The organism is Duganella sp. HH101 (assembly GCF_001758795.1).
GTDB lineage: Bacteria > Pseudomonadota > Gammaproteobacteria > Burkholderiales > Burkholderiaceae_D > Rugamonas > Rugamonas rivuli.
The window spans coordinates 24,597-44,823 of record NZ_LRON01000029.1; the positions used below are offsets into that span (position 1 = coordinate 24,597).

Here is a 20,227-nt window from a genome sequence, read left to right on the forward strand (position 1 = left end):
ATTGAACTCGCGGATACTGAAACATGAATGTTGTAGAATTTCTCTCTGAATTGCGGCAGGTGGGTGTAACGATTGTTCTGGATCAGGATGAATTGGTATTGGATGGGAGCACCCATCTGATCACCGACGATCTGGTGGAAAAGATACGCGGGCATAAGCAGTTGTTGGTGGACTTCCTGAAGAACGCCACCCGCTATACGCCTATCATCCCGTCGCGCAGCGATCCATGCTGGGCCGGGAATATTCCGCTGTCATTCGCGCAGCAGCGCCTGTGGTTCATCGACCAGCTGGAGCCGGGCAGCGCGTTCTACAACATACCGGCCGCCGTACGCCTGATCGGCACGCTGGACGTGGCGGCGTTGCGTCGCACGGTCAACGAGATCGTGCGCCGGCACGAGGCGCTGCGCACCAGCTTCGGCAGCGTGGACGGCGCGCCGGTGCAGGTGATCGCGCCGGTGCTGGAACTGGCGCTGGAAGCGCAGGACCTGTCGGACCTGCCGCAGGCGGAGCGCGAGGCCAAGGCGCAATGGCTGGTGCAGGACGAGGCGCAGACGCCGTTCGACCTGGCCAACGGCCCGCTGATCCGGGCGCGCCTGCTGCGCCTGGCCGAGACCGAGCATATCGTGCTGCTGACGGTGCACCACATCGTCTCGGACGGCTGGTCGACCGGCGTCCTGGTGCAGGAAGTGGCGGCGCTGTACGCGGCGTATGTGGAGCAGCGGCCGTCGCCGCTGCCGGAACTGCCGATCCAGTACGCGGACTTCGCGCACTGGCAGCGCCAGTGGCTCAGCGGCGAAGTGCTGCAGCGGCAGCTCGATTACTGGCAGCGGCAGCTGGGCGGCGCGCCGACCCTGCTGACATTGCCGACGGACCGTCCGCGCCCGGCGCAGCAAAGCCACCGCGGCGCGGTGCAGGGCTTCGCAGTGTCGCCCGCCACCACGGCGGCGCTCAACACGCTGAGCCGCCAGACGCAAAGCACCTTGTTCATGACACTGACGGCGGCGTTCAATGTGCTGCTGTCGCGCTACGCGGGGCAGGACGACATCTGCATCGGCACGCCGATCGCCAACCGCAACCGCGCCGAGACCGAAGGGCTGATCGGCTTCTTCGTCAACACGCTGGTGCTGCGCACGCAAATTGATCACGGCGCCAACTTCCTGCAGCTGCTCGAGCGGGTGCGCGGCAACACGCTGGACGCCTACGCGCACCAGGACGTGCCGTTCGAGCAGCTGGTCGATGTGCTCAACCCGGAACGCCACCTGAGCCACTCGGCGCTGTTCCAGGTGATGCTGTCGCTGCAGAACACGCCGATGGGAGCGCTGACGCTGCCGGGACTGACGATGCAGGGTCTGGGGGCCGAAGGCGTGAGCGCCAAGTTCGACCTGACGCTGAACCTGACGGAAGGGTCGGACCGCCTGGTGGGCTCCTTCGAATACAACACGGACCTGTTCGACCAGTCGACCATAGCGCGCATGGCGGATCATTTCGTCCGCCTGCTCGACGCGGTCGTGGCCGATCCGGCCTGCCCGGTGGGCAGCCTGCCGATGCTGGGCGAGCAGGAACGGCGCCTGCTGCTGGAGGACTGGAACAGCAGCGAGACGGCGTTCCCGCTCGATCGTTCGTACGCCAGCCTGTTCGCGGAGCGGGCCGCGGCCCATCCGGAGCGGATCGCGGCGGTGTGCGGCGACGCGTCCCTGAGCTACGGCGAACTCGATGCGCGCACGCGGCGCCTGGCGGCGGCGCTGATCGCGGCCGGCGCCGGCACCGACACGGTGGTGGTGCTGGTGGGCGAGCGCAATCTGGCGCTGCTGGCGATGATGATCGGCGTGCTGCGCGCCGGGGCGGCGTTCCTGCCGCTGGAGGTGAACCATCCGGTCGAGCGGCTGCGCGAGATCGTCGCGGGCAGCCGTTCCGGCCTGGCGCTGGTGTCGGCCAGCGGTGCGCCGGTGTATGCGCGCCTGGCCGAGGGACTGGCGCCGGCGCAGTTGGTGCTGGCGGCCGAGGAGATCTGGCTGGCCGGCGAGGCGCCGGCGCTGGCGCCGCTGGGCGGTCCGGACGACCTGGCCTATGTGATCTCGACCTCGGGCACGACGGGCGTGTCGAAGGGGGCGATGGTCGAGCAGCGGGGCATGCTCAATAATATGTTCGGCAAGCAGCCGATCATCGGCCTGCACGAAGGCGACCGCATCGCGCAGAGCGCGTCGGCGGCGTTCGACATCGCGGTATGGCAGTTCCTGGCCGCGCCGCTGGTGGGCGCGACCACCTGCATCCTGCCCGACGACATCGCCAAGGATCCGCAACGCCTGCCCGAGGCGGTGGACGCGCTGGGCATCACGCTGCTGGAGGTGGTGCCGAGCCTGATGCGCAGCCTGCTCGAAGCGAGCGCCGGGCATGTGACGCTGGCGACGCTGCGCTGGGTGCTGCCGACCGGCGAGGCGCTGCCATTGAAGCTAGCGCAGGACTGGTTCGCGCGCTTCCCGTCGCTGCCGCTGATGAACGTGTACGGCCCGGCGGAGTGCTCGGACGACGTGGCCTACCACGCGATCCATGCGAGCCCCGAGGACGGCGCGGCGATCCCGATCGGCCGGCCGACGGCCAACAACCGGCTCTACATCCTGGATGCGCGGCTGCAGATGGCGCCGATCGGTGTGGCCGGCGAGATCTGCGTGGCCGGCGCCGGCGTGGGCCGGGGCTATTTGAACGATCCGGCGCAGACGGAGAAGGCGTTCGTGGCGCATCCGTTCGAGGCGTCGGGGCGCTTGTACCGGACCGGCGACGTTGGACGCTACCGCGCCGACGGGGTGATGGAGTTCATCGGCCGGATCGACAACCAGGTCAAGGTGCGCGGATTCCGCATCGAGCTGGGCGAGATTGAAACGGCGCTGTCGGCGCTGGAGCCGCTGCGCGACGTGCTGGTGATGGCGCGCGAGGTGAACGGCGACAAGCGCCTGGTGGCGTACCTGGTGGCCCACGAGGGCGCGCAGGTGCCGCCGGTGGCGTCGCTGCGCGCATCGCTGCTGGAGACGCTGCCGGAGTACATGGTGCCGGCGCACTTCGTGGTGCTGGAGCAGATGCCGCTGACGCCGAACGGCAAGGTGGACCGCAAGGCGCTGCCGGCGCCGGACCTGTCGCGCGGCGAGGACGATTATGTGGCGCCGCGCACGGCGGCCGAGGAGATCATGGCCGGCATCTGGGCCGGTGTGCTCAAGCTGGAACAGGTGGGCATGCACGACAACTTCTTCGCGCTGGGCGGTCATTCGCTGCTGGCGACGCAGCTGGTGTCGCAGATCCGCAGCGCGTTCGAGGTGGAACTGCCGCTGCGGGTGGTGTTCGAGGCGCCGACGGCGGCGGGGCTGCTGGCGCGGATGGAGTCCGAGCAGCGTGGCCTGAGCGCGCCGCCGATGGCGCCGGTGGGTCGCGAGGTGGCGTTGCCGCTGTCGTTCGCGCAGCAGCGCCTGTGGTTCATCGACCAGTTCGAGTCGGCCAGTGCGCTGTACAACATCCCTGCGGCGGTGCGCCTGAGCGGCGCGCTGGACGTGGCGGCGTTGCGGCGCACGGTCAACGAGATCGTGCGCCGGCACGAGGCGTTGCGCACCAGCTTTGCCAGCGTGGATGGCACGCCGGTGCAGGTGATCGCGCCGGTGCTGGAACTGTCGCTGGAGGCGCAGGACCTGTCGGAGCTGCCGCAGGCGGAGCGCGAGGCCAAGGCGCAATGGCTGGTGCAGGACGAGGCGCAGACGCCGTTCGACCTGTCCAACGGCCCGCTGATCCGGGCGCGCCTGCTGCGCCTGGGCGAGACCGAGCATATCGTGCTGCTGACGGTGCACCACATCGTCTCGGACGGCTGGTCGACCGGCATCCTGGTGCAGGAAGTGGCGGCGCTGTACGCGGCGTATGTGGAGCAGCGGCCGTCGCCGCTGCCGGAACTGCCGATCCAGTACGCGGACTTCGCGCACTGGCAGCGCCAGTGGCTCAGCGGAGAAGTGCTGCAGCAGCAGTTGAACTACTGGCAGCGGCAGCTGGGCGGCGCGCCGACCCTGCTGACGTTGCCGACGGACCGTCCGCGTCCTGTGCAGCAAAGCCATCGCGGCGCGGTGCAGGGCTTCGCGGTGTCGGCGGCCACCACGGCGGCGCTCAACACGCTGAGCCGGCAGGCGCAAAGCACCTTGTTCATGACGCTGACGGCGGTGTTCAATGTGCTGCTGTCGCGCTACGCGGGGCAGGACGACATCTGCATCGGCACGCCGATCGCCAACCGCAACCGCGCGGAGACGGAAGGGCTGATCGGCTTCTTCGTCAACACGCTGGTGCTGCGCACGCAGGTCGATGGCGGCGAGGGTTTCCTGCAGCTGCTCGACCAGGTGCGGGTGAACATGCTCGATGCTTACGCGCACCAGGACGTGCCGTTCGAGCAGCTGGTGGAAGTGCTCAAGCCGGAACGCCATGTGAGCCATTCGCCGCTGTTCCAGGTGATGCTGGTGCTGCAGAATGCGCCGATGGAGGCGCTGACGCTGCCGGGGTTGACGCTGCGCGGCATGGGCGGCGAGGCGGTGCTGTCGAAGTTCGACATGAGCTTCAATATCAGCGAGGAGGGCGGCCGGCTGTTGGGCGGCATCGAATACAACACCGACCTGTTCGACCAGTCGACGATGGCGCGGATGGCGGGGCACTTCGTGCGCCTGCTGGAGGCGGTCGTGGCCGATCCGCAGCGCCGCATCCGTGACCTGGACATGCTGGACGAGGCCGAGCGCCGCCAGCTGCTGGTGGAGTGGAACGACACCGCCAGCGCGGGCGTCCCGGATGGCACGATCCACGCGCTGTTCGAGCAGCGCGTGGCGGCGTCGCCGGAGAGCGTGGCGCTGGAGTATGAGGATGCGTCGCTGACGTATGGGGAACTCAATGCGCGGGCCAACCGCCTGGCGCACCACCTGCGCACGCTGGGCGTGGGCCCGGATGTGCTGGTGGGCCTGTGCGTGGAGCGTTCGCTGGAGATGATCGTCGGCTTGCTGGCTATCCTGAAGGCCGGCGGCGCCTACGTGCCGCTGGACCCAGCTTATCCTGCCGACCGCCTGGCCTACATGCTGGAGGATGCAGCGCCTGCGGTGCTGTTGACGCAACAGCGCCTGTTGCCTGCGCTGCCGGCCGGCGATGTGCCGGTGTTCCTGCTGGACGCCGATGCGGCATCGCTCGATGCCTGCGACGCCACCAATCCGTCCAGCGAAACGCAGGCCGGCAACCTGGCCTACGTGATCTACACATCCGGTTCGACCGGACGGCCAAAGGGCAGTCTGCTGCAGCATGAAAACGTGCTGCGCCTGTTCAGCATGACCGACGAGTGGTTCGGCTTCAATGCCGAAGATGTGTGGACGCTGTTCCACTCGTACGCCTTCGATTTCTCGGTTTGGGAAATCTGGGGCGCGCTGCTGTACGGTGGCCGTCTGGTCATCGTGCCATACCTGGTTTCGCGCTCGCCCGATCAATTCCACGGCTTGCTGGTGCGTGCGGGCGTGACGGTGTTGAACCAGACGCCATCGGCATTCCAGCAACTGGTGGAAGCCGATCGCCATCAGGCCGGGGCTTCCGCCCTGCGCCTGCGGCATGTGATCTTCGGCGGCGAGGCGCTCAACCGCGCCGCGCTGGCCCCATGGTTCGACAAGCATGGCTACGAAGCGCCGGCGCTGACGAATATGTACGGCATCACCGAGACCACGGTTCACGTCACGCGGCAGTTGCTGCAGCAGGACGGCACGGCATCCAATTCGGTCGGCAGGCCGATTCCCGATCTGGCGTCGTACATTCTGGATGCTGGCTTGAACCCCGTGCCGGTGGGCGTGGCTGGTGAGCTGCATATCGCCGGCGCAGGCCTGGCGCGGGGTTACTTGAACCGGGGCGACCTGACGGCCGATCGGTTCATTCCGAACCCGTTCGGCGCGGCCGGCAGCCGCCTGTACAAGTCGGGCGACCTGGCGCGTTACCTGGAAGACGGCAGCATCGAGTACCTGGGCCGTATCGACCACCAGGTCAAGCTGCGCGGCTTCCGTATCGAGCTCGGTGAAATCGAAGCCGCGCTGGCGTCGCTTGAACCGGTGCGCGAAGCGCTGGTGCTGGCGCGCGAGGACGTGGCGGGCGACAAACGCCTGGTTGCGTATCTGGTCGCGCACGATGGCGAGCAATTGCCCGACGCGGCAGGCCTGCGCGCGGCGCTGCTGGAGTCGCTGCCGGAATACATGGTGCCGGCGCACTTCGTGGTGCTGGAGCAGATGCCGCTGACGTCGAACGGCAAGGTGGACCGCAAGGCGCTGCCGGTGCCGGAACTGGCGCGCAGCGAAGATGGTTATGTGGCGCCGCGCACGGCGGCCGAGGAGATCATGGCCGGTATCTGGGCCGGTGTGCTCAAGCTTGACAAAGTAGGTCTGCACGACGACTTCTTCGCGCTGGGCGGCCACTCGCTGCTGGCGACGCAGCTGGTGTCGCAGATCCGCAGCGCGTTCGAAGTCGAACTGCCGTTGCGGGCGGTGTTCGAAGCGCCGACCATCGCCGGACTGATGCCGCAGCTCGATGCGGTGCTGGGTGGCTTGCTGGCGGCGCCGATGGTGCCGGTCGGCCGCGACGCGGCCATGCCGCTGTCGTTCGCGCAACAGCGCCTGTGGTTCATCGACCAGCTGGAGCCGGGCAGCGGGTTTTATAACATTCCGCTGGCGGTACGCCTGAGCGGCGCGCTGGACGTGGCGGCGTTGCGGCGCACGGTCAACGAGATCGTGCGCCGGCACGAGGCGCTGCGCACCAGCTTTGCCAGCGTGGACGGCACGCCGGTGCAGGTGATCGCGCCGGTGCTGGAACTGTCGCTGGAGGCGCAGGACCTGTCGGAGCTGCCGCAGGCGGAGCGCGAGGCCAAGGCGCAATGGCTGGTGCAGGACGAGGCGCAGACGCCGTTCGACCTGTCCAACGGCCCGCTGATCCGGGCGCGCCTGCTGCGCCTGGGCGAGACCGAGCATATCGTGCTGCTGACGGTGCACCACATCGTCTCGGACGGCTGGTCGACCGGCATCCTGGTGCAGGAAGTGGCGGCGCTGTACGCGGCGTATGTGGAGCAGCGGCCGTCGCCGCTGCCGGAACTGCCGATCCAGTACGCGGACTTCGCGCACTGGCAGCGCCAGTGGCTCAGCGGCGAAGTGCTGCAGCAGCAGTTGAACTACTGGCAGCGGCAGCTGGGCGGCGCGCCGACCCTGCTGACGTTGCCGACGGACCGTCCGCGTCCTGTGCAGCAAAGCCATCGCGGCGCGGTGCAGGGCTTCGCAGTGTCGGCGGCCACCACGGCGGCGCTCAACACGCTGAGCCGGCAGGCGCAAAGCACCTTGTTCATGACGCTGACGGCGGTGTTCAATGTGCTGCTGTCGCGCTACGCGGGCCAGGACGACATCTGCATCGGCACGCCGATCGCCAACCGCAACCGCGCGGAGACGGAAGGGCTGATCGGCTTCTTCGTCAACACGCTGGTGCTGCGCACGAAGGTCGATGGCGGCGAGGGCTTCCTGCAGCTGCTCGACCAGGTGCGCGTGAACATGCTCGATGCGTACGCGCACCAGGACGTGCCGTTCGAGCAGCTGGTGGAAGTGCTCAAGCCGGAACGCCATGTGAGCCATTCGCCGCTGTTCCAGGTGATGCTGGTGCTGCAGAATGCGCCGATGGAGGCGCTGACGCTACCGGGGTTGACGCTGCGCGGCATGGGCGGCGAGGCGGTGCTGTCGAAGTTCGACATGAGCTTCAATATCAGCGAGGAGGGCGGCCGGCTGTTGGGCGGCATCGAATACAACACCGACCTGTTCGACCAGTCGACGATGGCGCGGATGGCGGGGCACTTCGTGCGCCTGCTGGAGGCGGTCGTGGCCGATCCGCAGCGCCGCATCCGGGACCTGGACATGCTGGACGAGGCCGAGCGCCGCCAGCTGCTGGTGGAGTGGAACGACACCGCCAGCGCGGGCGTCCCGTATGGCACGATCCACGCGCTGTTCGAGCAGCGCGCGGCGGCGTCGCCGGAGAGCGTGGCGCTGGAGTATGAGGATGCGTCGCTGACGTATGGGGAACTCAATGCGCGGGCCAACCGCCTGGCGCACCATTTGCGCACGCTGGGCGTGGGCCCGGATGTGCTGGTGGGCCTGTGCGTCGAGCGTTCGCTGGAAATGATCGTCGGCTTGCTCGGCATCCTGAAGGCCGGCGGCGCCTACGTGCCGCTGGACCCTGCCTATCCTGCCGACCGCCTGGCCTATATGCTGGAGGATGCAGCGCCTGCGGTGCTGCTGACGCAACAGCATCTGTTGTCGGCGCTGCCGGCCGGCGATGTGCCGGTGTTCCTGCTGGACGCCGATGCGGCATCGCTCGATGCCTGCGACGCCACCAATCCGTCCACCGAAACGCGGGCCGGCAACCTGGCCTATGTGATCTACACCTCCGGTTCGACCGGACGGCCGAAGGGCGTGGCGATCAGCCATGCCAGCCTGAATAATCTCATCGCATGGCATTGCCGGACCTTCGAACTGAGCGAAGGCAAACGCTCGTCGACCACAGCGAGCATTGCGTTTGACGCCTGCACCTGGGAAGTCTGGCCACCGTTGTGCAGTGGCGGAAGCCTGATCCTGCCGCCGCATTTGTGCGCAAAAGATCCGGAGTATCTGCTCAGCTGGTGGAGCGAAGCGCGCCTGGACGTCAGCTTCCTGACGACGCCCCTGGCGGAGATGGCGATGGCGCGCGGCTATGAGCTGGCGTCGTTGCAGCACCTGCTGATCGGTGGCGACGCTCTGCGACAGCGACCTGCTGCCTGGCCAGCTTACGCGCTGGTGAATAATTACGGTCCTACCGAAAATACCGTAGTGGCGACTTCCGGTGTGTTGCATGCCACCGACATGGTCCTGCACATCGGCCGTCCTATCGCCAATACGCAAATTCATATTCTCGATACGGGGCTGAACCCTGTGCCGGTGGGCGTTGCGGGCGAACTGCATATCGCCGGCGATGGCCTGGCGCGCGGTTATGTCAACCGTGGCGACCTGACGGCGGACAAATTCATACCGAATCCGTTCGGCGTTGCGGGCAGCCGCATGTACAAGTCGGGCGACCTGGCCCGTTATCTGCAGGATGGCAGCATCGAATACCTGGGGCGCATCGACCATCAGGTCAAGCTGCGCGGCTTCCGCATTGAGCTGGGCGAGATCGAAACCGCGCTCGGTTTGCTGGCATCTGTGCGCGAAGCGCTGGTACTGGCGCGTGAGGACGTGGCTGGCGACAAGCGCCTGGTCGCATATCTGGTCGCGCACGATGGCGAGCAATTGCCTGACGCCGCCGGACTGCGCACCGCCTTGTTGGCATCGCTGCCGGAATACATGGTGCCGGCGCACTTCGTGGTGCTGGACCAGCTGCCATTGACGCCGAACGGCAAGGTGGACCGCAAAGCCTTGCCTGCGCCGGACATGGCGCGAAGCGAAGACGCTTACGTGGCGCCACGTAACGCAGTCGAGGAGACCATGGCGGGCATCTGGGCCGGCGTGCTCAATCTGGACCAGGTGGGCGTGCATGAAAACTTCTTCTCGCTTGGCGGACATTCGCTGCTGGCGATTACGCTGGTGGAGCGTATGCGCCGCGCCGGCCTGAATGTCGATGTGAGGACCCTGTTTGGCTCGCCAACCATAGCAGCTCTCGCGGATGCCGTCGGTGCATCGGACGGCGAGATCGTGGTGCCGGCCAACGGCATCCTGGCTGGCTGCACGGCGATCACTCCGGAGATGCTGACGCTGGTCAAACTGGACGAGCAGGAGATCGCGCGCGTGGTCGCAGCGGTTCCGGGCGGCGCCGCCAATATCCAGGATATCTATCCGCTGGCGCCGCTGCAGGAAGGTATCCTGTTCCACCACATGATGAACGAAGAGGGCGACGCTTATCTGCTGCCGCACCTGATGCAGTTCGACAGCCGCGAACGGCTTGACGGATTCGTGTTGGCCCTGAATATGGTCATTGCCCGCCATGACATCCTGCGTACAGCCCTGCACTGGGAAGGATTGAATGAAGCGGTGCAGGTGGTATGGCGCGAGGCTGCGCTGGTGGCCGAGCAAGCCGACCTGGATGACGCTGCCGACGTGGCGAAGGAACTGGCGGAACGTTATCATCCGCGGCACTACCGCCTGGACGTGCGCCAGGCGCCGTTGATGCGCGCCTTTGCGGCGCAGGACAAGCACAAAGGCCGCTGGCTGCTGCAGATCCTGGCGCACCACCTGGCGATCGACCATAGCACCTTGGATATGCTGGTCGCGGAGGTGCGCCTGCTGCTGCAAGGCCGCTCCGCAGAGCTGCCGCCGGCGCTGCCGTTCCGTAATTTCGTCGCCCAAGCGCGTCTGGGTGTGAGCCAGGCGGAACACGAGGCTTACTTCAGCGCGATGCTGGCGGACGTGGACGAGCCGACAGCGCCATTCGGCCTGCTTGATGTGCAGGGCGACGGGACCGGCATCGTGCAATCGCAGCGCATGCTCGATGGCGTTCTGGCACAGCGCTTGCGCCGTCAGGCGCGGCAGTTGGGCGTCAGCGCCGCAAGCGTCATGCATCTGGCGTGGGCGCAGGTGCTGGCCAAGGTATCCGGCCGCGACGACGTGGTGTTCGGTACCGTGCTGCTGGGCCGTATGGCCGGCGGCGAAGATGCCGCCAGCGTGCTGGGGATGTTCATTAACACGCTGCCCGTGCGTTTCAAGCTCGCGGAACAAGACGTCGCCCGCAGCGTGCGCGCTGCGCATGATTTGCTGACGCAGCTGCTGCGTCATGAGCACGCATCGCTGGCGCTTGCGCAGCGTTGCAGCGGTGTGAGGGCGCCGATGCCATTGTTCTCGGCGTTGCTCAATTACCGACACAGCGTGGCGCATCAGGCGGTAGCTGCGGATGCGGATACGACATGGCAAGGCGTTTCGATGCTCAGCAGCGAAGAGCGCAGCAATTATCCATTCACCTTGTCGATTGACGATTTGGGCCAGGACTTTGCGTTGACGGTGCAGGTCGATGCGGCGGCGTCGGCGCAACGGGTAGGCGATTACATGCAGACGGCGCTGGAGCAGCTGGTGTTGGCGCTGGAGGAAGCGCCAGCCAGCACGGTCAGCGGCTTGGACGTCGTCCCCCCGGCCGAACTTCATCAGATGCTGGTGGAGTGGAACGACACCGCCAGCGCGGACGTCCCGGATGGCACGATCCACGCGCTGTTCGAGCAGCGCGCGGCGGCGTCGCCGGAGAGCGTGGCGCTGGAGTATGAAGATGCGTCGCTGACGTATGGCGAACTCAATGCGCGGGCGAACCTCCTGGCGCATCATTTGCGCACGCTGGGCGTGGGCCCGGATGTGCTGGTGGGCCTGTGCGTGGAGCGTTCGCTGGAAATGATCGTCGGCTTGCTCGGCATCCTGAAGGCCGGCGGCGCCTACGTGCCGCTGGACCCTGCCTATCCTGCCGACCGCCTGGCCTACATGCTGGAGAATGCAGCGCCTGCGGTGCTGCTGACGCAACAGCATCTGTTGTCGGCGCTGCCGGCCGGCGATGTGCCGGTGTTCCTGCTGGACGCCGATGCGGCATCGCTCGATGCCTGCGACGCCACCAATCCGTCCGCCGGGACGCAGGCCGGCAACCTGGCCTACGTGATCTACACTTCCGGTTCGACCGGACGGCCGAAAGGCACGCTGCTTTCGCACGCCAACCTTTGCCATCTGGCGCACGCACAGGCGTTGGCGTTCGGTGTCGGGCCGGCGCAGCGGGTGCTGCAGTTCGCGTCCCTGAACTTCGACGCATCGACATGGGAAATCTTCATGGCGCTGTCGGCCGGCGCCACCCTGTGCCTGGCCGGCCGTGAGCAGCTGATGCCGGGCGCCGCGCTGGAATCGACCTTGCAGAAGCTGGCGATCAATCATGTGACGTTGCCGCCTGTTGCGTTGGGACTGATGTCGAGCCGCGCGCTGGCGGCGGTGGAAACGCTGATCGTCGCTGGCGAAGCGTGCAGCAGAACCTTGGTGGACGAGTGGGCACAGGAGCGCCGCTTCTTCAACGCCTACGGTCCGACCGAAGCGACGGTATGCGCATCGGTCCATCATTGCCTGGTGGGGCAAGAGGGTCAGCCTCCGATAGGCACGCCGATCGCCAACGTTCAGCTGTATATCCTGAATGCGCGTCTCGAACCGGTGCCTGTGGGCGTGGCTGGTGAGCTGCATATCGCCGGCGCAGGCCTGGCGCGGGGTTACTTGAACCGGGGCGACCTGACGGCCGACCGCTTCATTCCGAACCCGTTCGGTGCGACAGGTTCCCGTATGTACAAGTCGGGCGACCTGGCGCGCTACCTGGAAGACGGCAGCATCGAGTACCTGGGCCGTATCGACCACCAGGTCAAGCTGCGCGGCTTCCGTATCGAACTCGGTGAAATCGAAGCCGCGCTGGCGTCGCTGGAGCCGGTGCGCGAAGCGCTGGTGCTGGCGCGCGAGGACGTGGCGGGCGACAAACGCCTGGTCGCGTATCTGGTCGCGCACGATGGCGAGCAATTGCCCGACGCGGCGGGCCTGCGCGCGGCGCTGCTGGAGTCCCTGCCGGAATACATGGTGCCGGCGCACTTCGTGGTGCTGGAGCAGATGCCGCTCACGTCGAACGGCAAGGTGGACCGCAAGGCGCTGCCGGTGCCGGAACTGGCGCGCAGCGAAGACGGTTATGTGGCGCCGCGCACGGCGGCCGAGGAGATCATGGCCGGTATCTGGGCCGGTGTACTCAAGCTTGACAAAGTAGGTCTGCACGACGACTTCTTCGCGCTGGGCGGCCACTCGCTGCTGGCGACGCAGCTGGTGTCGCAGATCCGCAGCGCGTTCGAAGTCGAACTGCCGCTGCGGGCGGTGTTCGAAGCGCCGACCATCGCCGGACTGATGCCGCAGCTGGATGCGGTGCTGGGTGGCTTGCTGGCGGCGCCGATGGTGCCGGTCGGCCGCGATGCGGCCATGCCGCTGTCGTTCGCGCAACAGCGCCTGTGGTTCATCGACCAGCTGGAGCCGGGCAGCGGGTTTTATAACATTCCGCTGGCGGTACGCCTGAGCGGCACGCTGGACGTTGCGGCCTTGCGCCGCACGGTCAACGAGATCGTGCGCCGGCACGAGGCGCTGCGCACCAGCTTCGGCAGCGTGGACGGAGCGCCGGTGCAGGTGATCGCGCCGGTGCTGGAATTGGCGCTGGAAGCGCAGGACCTGTCGGACCTGCCGCAGGCGGAGCGCGAGGCCAAGGCGCAATGGCTGGTGCAGGACGAGGCGCACACGCCGTTCGACCTGGCCAACGGCCCGCTGATCCGGGCGCGCCTGCTGCGCCTGGCCGAGACCGAGCATATCGTGCTGCTGACGGTGCACCACATCGTCTCGGATGGCTGGTCGACCGGCATCCTGGTGCAGGAAGTGGCGGCGCTGTATGCCGCCTTTGTGGAGCAGCGGCCGTCGCCGCTGCCGGAACTGCCGATCCAGTACGCGGACTTCGCGCACTGGCAGCGCCAGTGGCTCAGCGGCGAAGTGCTGCAGCGGCAGCTCGATTACTGGCAGCGGCAGCTGGGCGGCGCGCCGACCCTGCTGACATTGCCGACGGACCGTCCGCGTCCTGCGCAGCAAAGCCATCGCGGCGCGGTGCAGGGCTTCGCGCTGTCGCCCGCCACCACGGCGGCGCTCAACACGCTGAGCCGCCAGACGCAAAGCACCTTGTTCATGACGCTGACGGCGGCATTCAATGTGCTGCTGTCGCGCTACGCGGGGCAGGACGACATCTGCATCGGCACGCCGATCGCCAACCGCAACCGCGCCGAGACCGAAGGGCTGATCGGCTTCTTCGTCAACACGCTGGTGCTGCGCACCCGCGTGGACGCCGACGCCGGCTTCCTGCAGCTGCTCGAACAGGTGCGCGGCAACACGCTGGACGCCTACGCGCACCAGGACGTGCCGTTCGAGCAGCTGGTCGATGTGCTCAACCCGGAACGCCACCTGAGCCACTCGGCGCTGTTCCAGGTGATGCTGTCGCTGCAGAACACGCCGATGGGAGCGCTGACGCTGCCGGGGCTGACGATGCAGGGGCTGGGGGCCGAAGGCGTGAGCGCCAAGTTCGACCTGACGCTGAACCTGACGGAAGGGTCGGACCGCCTGGTGGGCTCCTTCGAATACAACACGGACCTGTTCGACCAGTCGACCATAGCGCGCATGGCGGATCATTTCGTCCGCCTGCTCGACGCGGTCGTGGCCGATCCGGCCTGCCCGGTGGGCAGCCTGCCGATGCTGGGCGAGCAGGAACGGCGCCTGCTGCTGGAGGACTGGAACAGCAGCGAGACGGCGTTCCCGCTCGATCGTTCGTACGCCAGCCTGTTCGCGGAGCGGGCCGCGGCCCATCCGGAGCGGATCGCGGCGGTGTGCGGCGACGCGTCCCTGAGCTACGGCGAACTCGATGCGCGCACGCGGCGCCTGGCGGCGGCGCTGATCGCGGCCGGCGCCGGCACCGACACGGTGGTGGTGCTGGTGGGCGAGCGCAATCTGGCGCTGCTGGCGATGATGATCGGCGTGCTGCGCGCCGGGGCGGCGTTCCTGCCGCTGGAGGTGAACCATCCGGTCGAGCGGCTGCGCGAGATCGTCGCGGGCAGCCGTTCCGGCCTGGCGCTGGTGTCGGCCAGCGGTGCGCCGGTGTATGCGCGCCTGGCCGAGGGACTGGCGCCGGCGCAGTTGGTGCTGGCGGCCGAGGAGATCTGGCTGGCCGGCGAGGCGCCGGCGCTGGCGCCGCTGGGCGGTCCGGACGACCTGGCCTATGTGATCTCGACCTCGGGCACGACGGGCGTGTCGAAGGGGGCGATGGTCGAGCAGCGGGGCATGCTCAATAATATGTTCGGCAAGCAGCCGATCATCGGCCTGCACGAAGGCGACCGCATCGCGCAGAGCGCGTCGGCGGCGTTCGACATCGCGGTGTGGCAGTTCCTGGCCGCGCCGCTGGTGGGCGCGACCACCTGCATCCTGCCCGACGACATCGCCAAGGATCCGCAACGCCTGCCCGAGGCGGTGGACGCGCTGGGCATCACGCTGCTGGAGGTGGTGCCGAGCCTGATGCGCAGCCTGCTCGAAGCGAGCGCCGGGCATGTGACGCTGGCGACGCTGCGCTGGGTGCTGCCGACCGGCGAGGCGCTGCCATTGAAGCTGGCGCAGGACTGGTTCGCGCGCTTCCCGTCGCTGCCTCTGATGAACGTGTACGGCCCGGCGGAGTGCTCGGACGACGTGGCCTACCACGCGATCCATGCGAGCCCCGAGGACGGCGCGGCGATCCCGATCGGCCGGCCGACGGCCAACAACCGGCTCTACATCCTGGATGCGCGGCTGCAGATGGCGCCGATCGGTGTGGCCGGCGAGATCTGCGTGGCCGGCGCCGGCGTGGGCCGGGGCTACTTGAACGATCCGGCGCAGACGGAGAAGGCGTTCGTGGCGCATCCGTTCGAGGCGTCGGGGCGCTTGTACCGGACCGGCGACGTTGGACGCTACCGCGCCGACGGGGTGATGGAGTTCATCGGCCGGATCGACAATCAGGTCAAGGTGCGCGGATTCCGCATCGAGCTGGGCGAGATTGAAACGGCGCTGTCGGCGCTGGAGCCGCTGCGCGACGTGCTGGTGATGGCGCGCGAGGTGAACGGCGACAAGCGCCTGGTGGCGTACCTGGTGGCCCACGAGGGCGCGCAGGTGCCGCCGGTGGCGTCGCTGCGCGCATCGCTGCTGGAGACGCTGCCGGAGTACATGGTGCCGGCGCACTTCGTGGTGCTGGAGCAGATGCCGCTGACGCCGAACGGCAAGGTGGACCGCAAGGCGCTGCCGGCGCCGGAGCTGTCGCGCGGCGAGGACGATTATGTGGCGCCGCGCACGGCGGCCGAGGAGATCATGGCCGGCATCTGGGCCGGTGTGCTCAAGCTGGAACAGGTGGGCATGCACGACAACTTCTTCGCGCTGGGCGGTCATTCGCTGCTGGCGACGCAGCTGGTGTCGCAGATCCGCAGCGCGTTCGAGGTGGAACTGCCGCTGCGGGTAGTGTTCGAGGCGCCGACGGCGGCGGGGCTGCTGGCGCGGATGGAGTCCGAGCAGCGTGGCCTGAGCGCGCCGCCGATGGCGCCGGTGGGTCGCGAGGTGGCGTTGCCGCTGTCGTTCGCGCAGCAGCGCCTGTGGTTCATCGACCAGTTCGAGTCGGCCAGTGCGCTGTACAACATCCCTGCGGCGGTGCGCCTGAGCGGCGCGCTGGACGTGGCGGCGTTGCGGCGCACGGTCAACGAGATCGTGCGCCGGCACGAGGCGCTGCGCACCAGCTTTGCCAGCGTGGACGGCACGCCGGTGCAGGTGATCGCGCCGGTGCTGGAACTGTCGCTGGAGGCGCAGGACCTGTCGGAGCTGCCGCAGGCGGAGCGCGAGGCCAAGGCGCAATGGCTGGTGCAGGACGAGGCGCAGACGCCGTTCGACCTGTCCAACGGCCCGCTGATCCGGGCGCGCCTGCTGCGCCTGGGCGAGACCGAGCATATCGTGCTGCTGACGGTGCACCACATCGTCTCGGACGGCTGGTCGACCGGCATCCTGGTGCAGGAAGTGGCGGCGCTGTACGCGGCGTATGTGGAGCAGCGGCCGTCGCCGCTGCCGGAACTGCCGATCCAGTACGCGGACTTCGCGCACTGGCAGCGCCAGTGGCTCAGCGGCGAAGTGCTGCAGCAGCAGTTGAACTACTGGCAGCGGCAGCTGGGCGGCGCGCCGACCCTGCTGACGTTGCCGACGGACCGTCCGCGTCCTGTGCAGCAAAGCCATCGCGGCGCGGTGCAGGGCTTCGCAGTGTCGGCGGCCACCACGGCGGCGCTCAACACGCTGAGCCGGCAGGCGCAAAGCACCTTGTTCATGACGCTGACGGCGGTGTTCAATGTGCTGCTGTCGCGCTACGCGGGCCAGGACGACATCTGCATCGGCACGCCGATCGCCAACCGCAACCGCGCGGAGACGGAAGGGCTGATCGGCTTCTTCGTCAACACGCTGGTGCTGCGCACGCAGGTCGATGGCGGCGAGGGCTTCCTGCAGCTGCTCGACCAGGTGCGCGTGAACATGCTCGATGCGTACGCGCACCAGGACGTGCCGTTCGAGCAGCTGGTGGAAGTGCTCAAGCCGGAACGCCATGTGAGCCATTCGCCGCTGTTCCAGGTGATGCTGGTGCTGCAGAATGCGCCGACGGAGACGCTGACGCTGCCGGGGTTGACGCTGCGCGGCATGGGCGGCGAGGCGGTGCTGTCGAAGTTCGACATGAGCTTCAATATCAGCGAGGAGGGCGGCCGGCTGTTGGGCGGCATCGAATACAACACCGACCTGTTCGACCAGTCGACGATGGCGCGGATGGCGGGGCACTTCGTGCGCCTGCTGGAGGCGGTCGTGGCCGATCCGCAGCGCCGCATCCGGGACCTGGACATGCTGGACGAGGCCGAGCGCCGCCAGCTGCTGGTGGAGTGGAACGACACCGCCAGCGCGGGCGTCCCGGGTGGCACGATCCACGCGCTGTTCGAGCAGCGCGCTGCGGCGTCGCCGGAGAGCGTGGCGCTTGAGTATGAGGATGCGTCGCTGACGTATGGCGAACTCAATGCGTCGGCGAACCGCCTGGCTCACCACCTGCGTACGCTGGGCGTCGGTCCGGATGTGCTGGTGGGCCTGTGCGTCGAGCGTTCGCTGGAAATGATCGTCGGCTTGCTGGCGATCCTGAAGGCCGGCGGCGCTTACGTGCCGCTGGACCCGGCCTATCCGGCCGACCGCCTGGCCTACATGCTGGAGGATGCGGCGCCTGCGGTGCTGCTGACGCAACAGCGCCTGTTGTCTGCGCTGCCGGCCGGCGATGTACCGGTGTTCCTGCTGGACGCCGACGCGGCATCGCTCGATGCCTGCGACGCCACCAATCCGTCCACCGAAACGCAGGCCGGCAACCTGGCCTATGTGATCTACACGTCCGGTTCGACCGGACGGCCGAAAGGCACGCTGCTTTCGCACGCCAACCTTTGTCATCTGGCGCACGCACAGGCGTTGGCGTTCGGTGTCGGGCCGGCGCAGCGGGTGCTGCAGTTCGCATCCCTGAACTTCGACGCATCGACCTGGGAAATCTTCATGGCGCTGGCGGCCGGCGCCACCCTGTGCCTGGCCGGCCGTGAGCAGCTGATGCCGGGCGCCGCGCTGGAATCGACCTTGCAGAAGCTGGCGATCAATCACGTGACGTTGCCGCCTGTTGCGTTGGGACTGATGTCGAGCCGCGCGCTGGCGGCGGTGGAAACGCTGATCGTCGCTGGCGAAGCGTGCAGCAGGACGCTGGTGGACGAGTGGGCGCAGGAGCGCCGCTTCTTCAACGCCTACGGTCCGACCGAAGCGACGGTATGCGCATCGGTCCATCATTGCCTGGCGGGGCAAGAGGGTCAGCCTCCGATAGGCACGCCGATCGCCAACGTCCAGCTGTATATCCTGGACGCGGGTCTCGAACCGGTGCCGGTGGGCGCGGCGGGCGAACTGCATATCGCCGGCGCAGGCCTGGCGCGGGGTTACTTGAACCGGGGCGACCTGACGGCCGAACGGTTCATTCCGAACCCGTTCGGTGCGACAGGTTCCCGTATGTACAAGTCGGGCGACCTGGCGCGCTACCTGGAAGACGGCAGCATCGAGTATCTGGGCCGTATCGACCATCAGGTCAAGCTGCGCGGCTTCCGTATCGAGCTCGGTGAAATCGAAGCCGCGCTGGCGGCGCTGGAACCGGTGCGCGAAGTGCTGGTGATGGCGCGCGAAGACGTGGCGGGCGACAAACGCCTGGTCGCGTATCTGGTCGCGCATGATGGCGCCCAGTTGCCCGACGCGGCAGGATTGCGCGCGGCGCTGCTGGAGTCCCTGCCGGAATACATGGTGCCGGCGCACTTCGTGGTGCTGGAGCAGATGCCGCTGACGCCGAACGGCAAGGTGGACCGCAAGGCGCTGCCGGTGCCGGAACTGGCGCGCAGCGAGGACGAGTATGTGGGACCGCGCACGCCAACCGAAGAGGTACTCAACGCAATCTGGCTGGACATGCTCAAGCTTGAACGGGTCGGCATCTTCGACGACTTCTTCGTCATGGGCGGCCATTCGCTGCTGGCCGCGCAATTGCTTTCGCGCGTGAAGCGTGTCTTCAATGTCGAGATCCCGCTGCGCGACTTCTTCGCCGCACCGAACCAGGCCGGCCTTGCGGCTTTGCTGGATCAGCAATCGCGGGCGGAGCGCCAGCCATCGAGCCTGGTTCTGGTGCGTCCCGGCGCTGGGCCGCTGCCATTGTTCCTGACCCATCCCAATGGCGGCGAGGTGCATTACGCGTTCGCGCTGGCGCCGCATATCGACAGCGACGTGGCCATCTGCGGCCTGGCGGCATACGGCTTCCTGGAAGGCGAGACGCCGTTCACGTCGGTGGAAGCGATGGCTGCCCACTATATCGCTGCGATACGCAAGGTGCAGGCCGAGGGGCCATACCGGATCGCCGGTTATTCGTCGGGCGGCTTGCTCGCCTATGAAATGGCGCATCAGCTGGTGGCCGGCGGCGAGGAGGTGGAGTTCCTCGGCCTGCTCGACAGCCACCACGATCCCGAACTGCGCGAGCAGGTGTATCGCACGGAAGTACCGGTGTTCGACGACCGGGAGGCGCTCCTGCAAAAACTGACGCAGCGTCTGCCGGAAGCCCAGCATGCGCTGCTGGATACCGTTGCGCAAGCGGCGGATCTGGCGGCGATGGTCAAGTTGTGTGAGCAGTTCAGGCTGCTGCCGGAAGACACCGATGCCGCTACCGTGCGCCGCTATCTGGCGGTCGAGCACGAGGGCGCGATGGCGGTCATTAACTATGTTGCGCCGCCGCTATCCGTGCCCACCACGCTGTTCAGGGCGGAAGAGGGTGACAACCAGGATCCGCATTCGGGTTGGGGGGCGCTGCTGGGGGATGCGCTGCAGGTGGTTCCGGTCGACGGCAGCCACTTGTCGATTATCCAGCCGCCACATGTCGCAGCCCTGGGGGCGGCCATTTCCAGCGCCATCAGGAAGCTTTCGTACATGCCCTGAGCGCCGTGCCGGCGGCTTCATTGCCGCCGCGTTCCGGATGGCCGGTATCGCCTGTTTCTTTCGTCGTTGTTAGACAAAAAAAAGCCGCAGCGCCCTGTGCGGGCGCTGCG

General features: G+C 67.5%; 1 protein-coding gene. It reads left to right on the forward strand.

The features are described 5' to 3' along the window. Window positions 1–23: 23 nt before the first annotated feature. Window positions 24–20,117, forward strand: a complete 20,094-nt coding sequence (locus DUGA2_RS29120; protein WP_083296528.1) for a non-ribosomal peptide synthase/polyketide synthase — start codon at window positions 24–26, stop codon at window positions 20,115–20,117. Window positions 20,118–20,227 lie beyond the last annotated feature (110 nt).

What these genes read in the sequence shown, in the direction of transcription:
- DUGA2_RS29120 (WP_083296528.1), top strand. Translation starts at nt 24, where the DNA reads ATGAATGTTGTAGAATTTCTCTCTGAATTGCGGCAGGTGGGTGTAACG.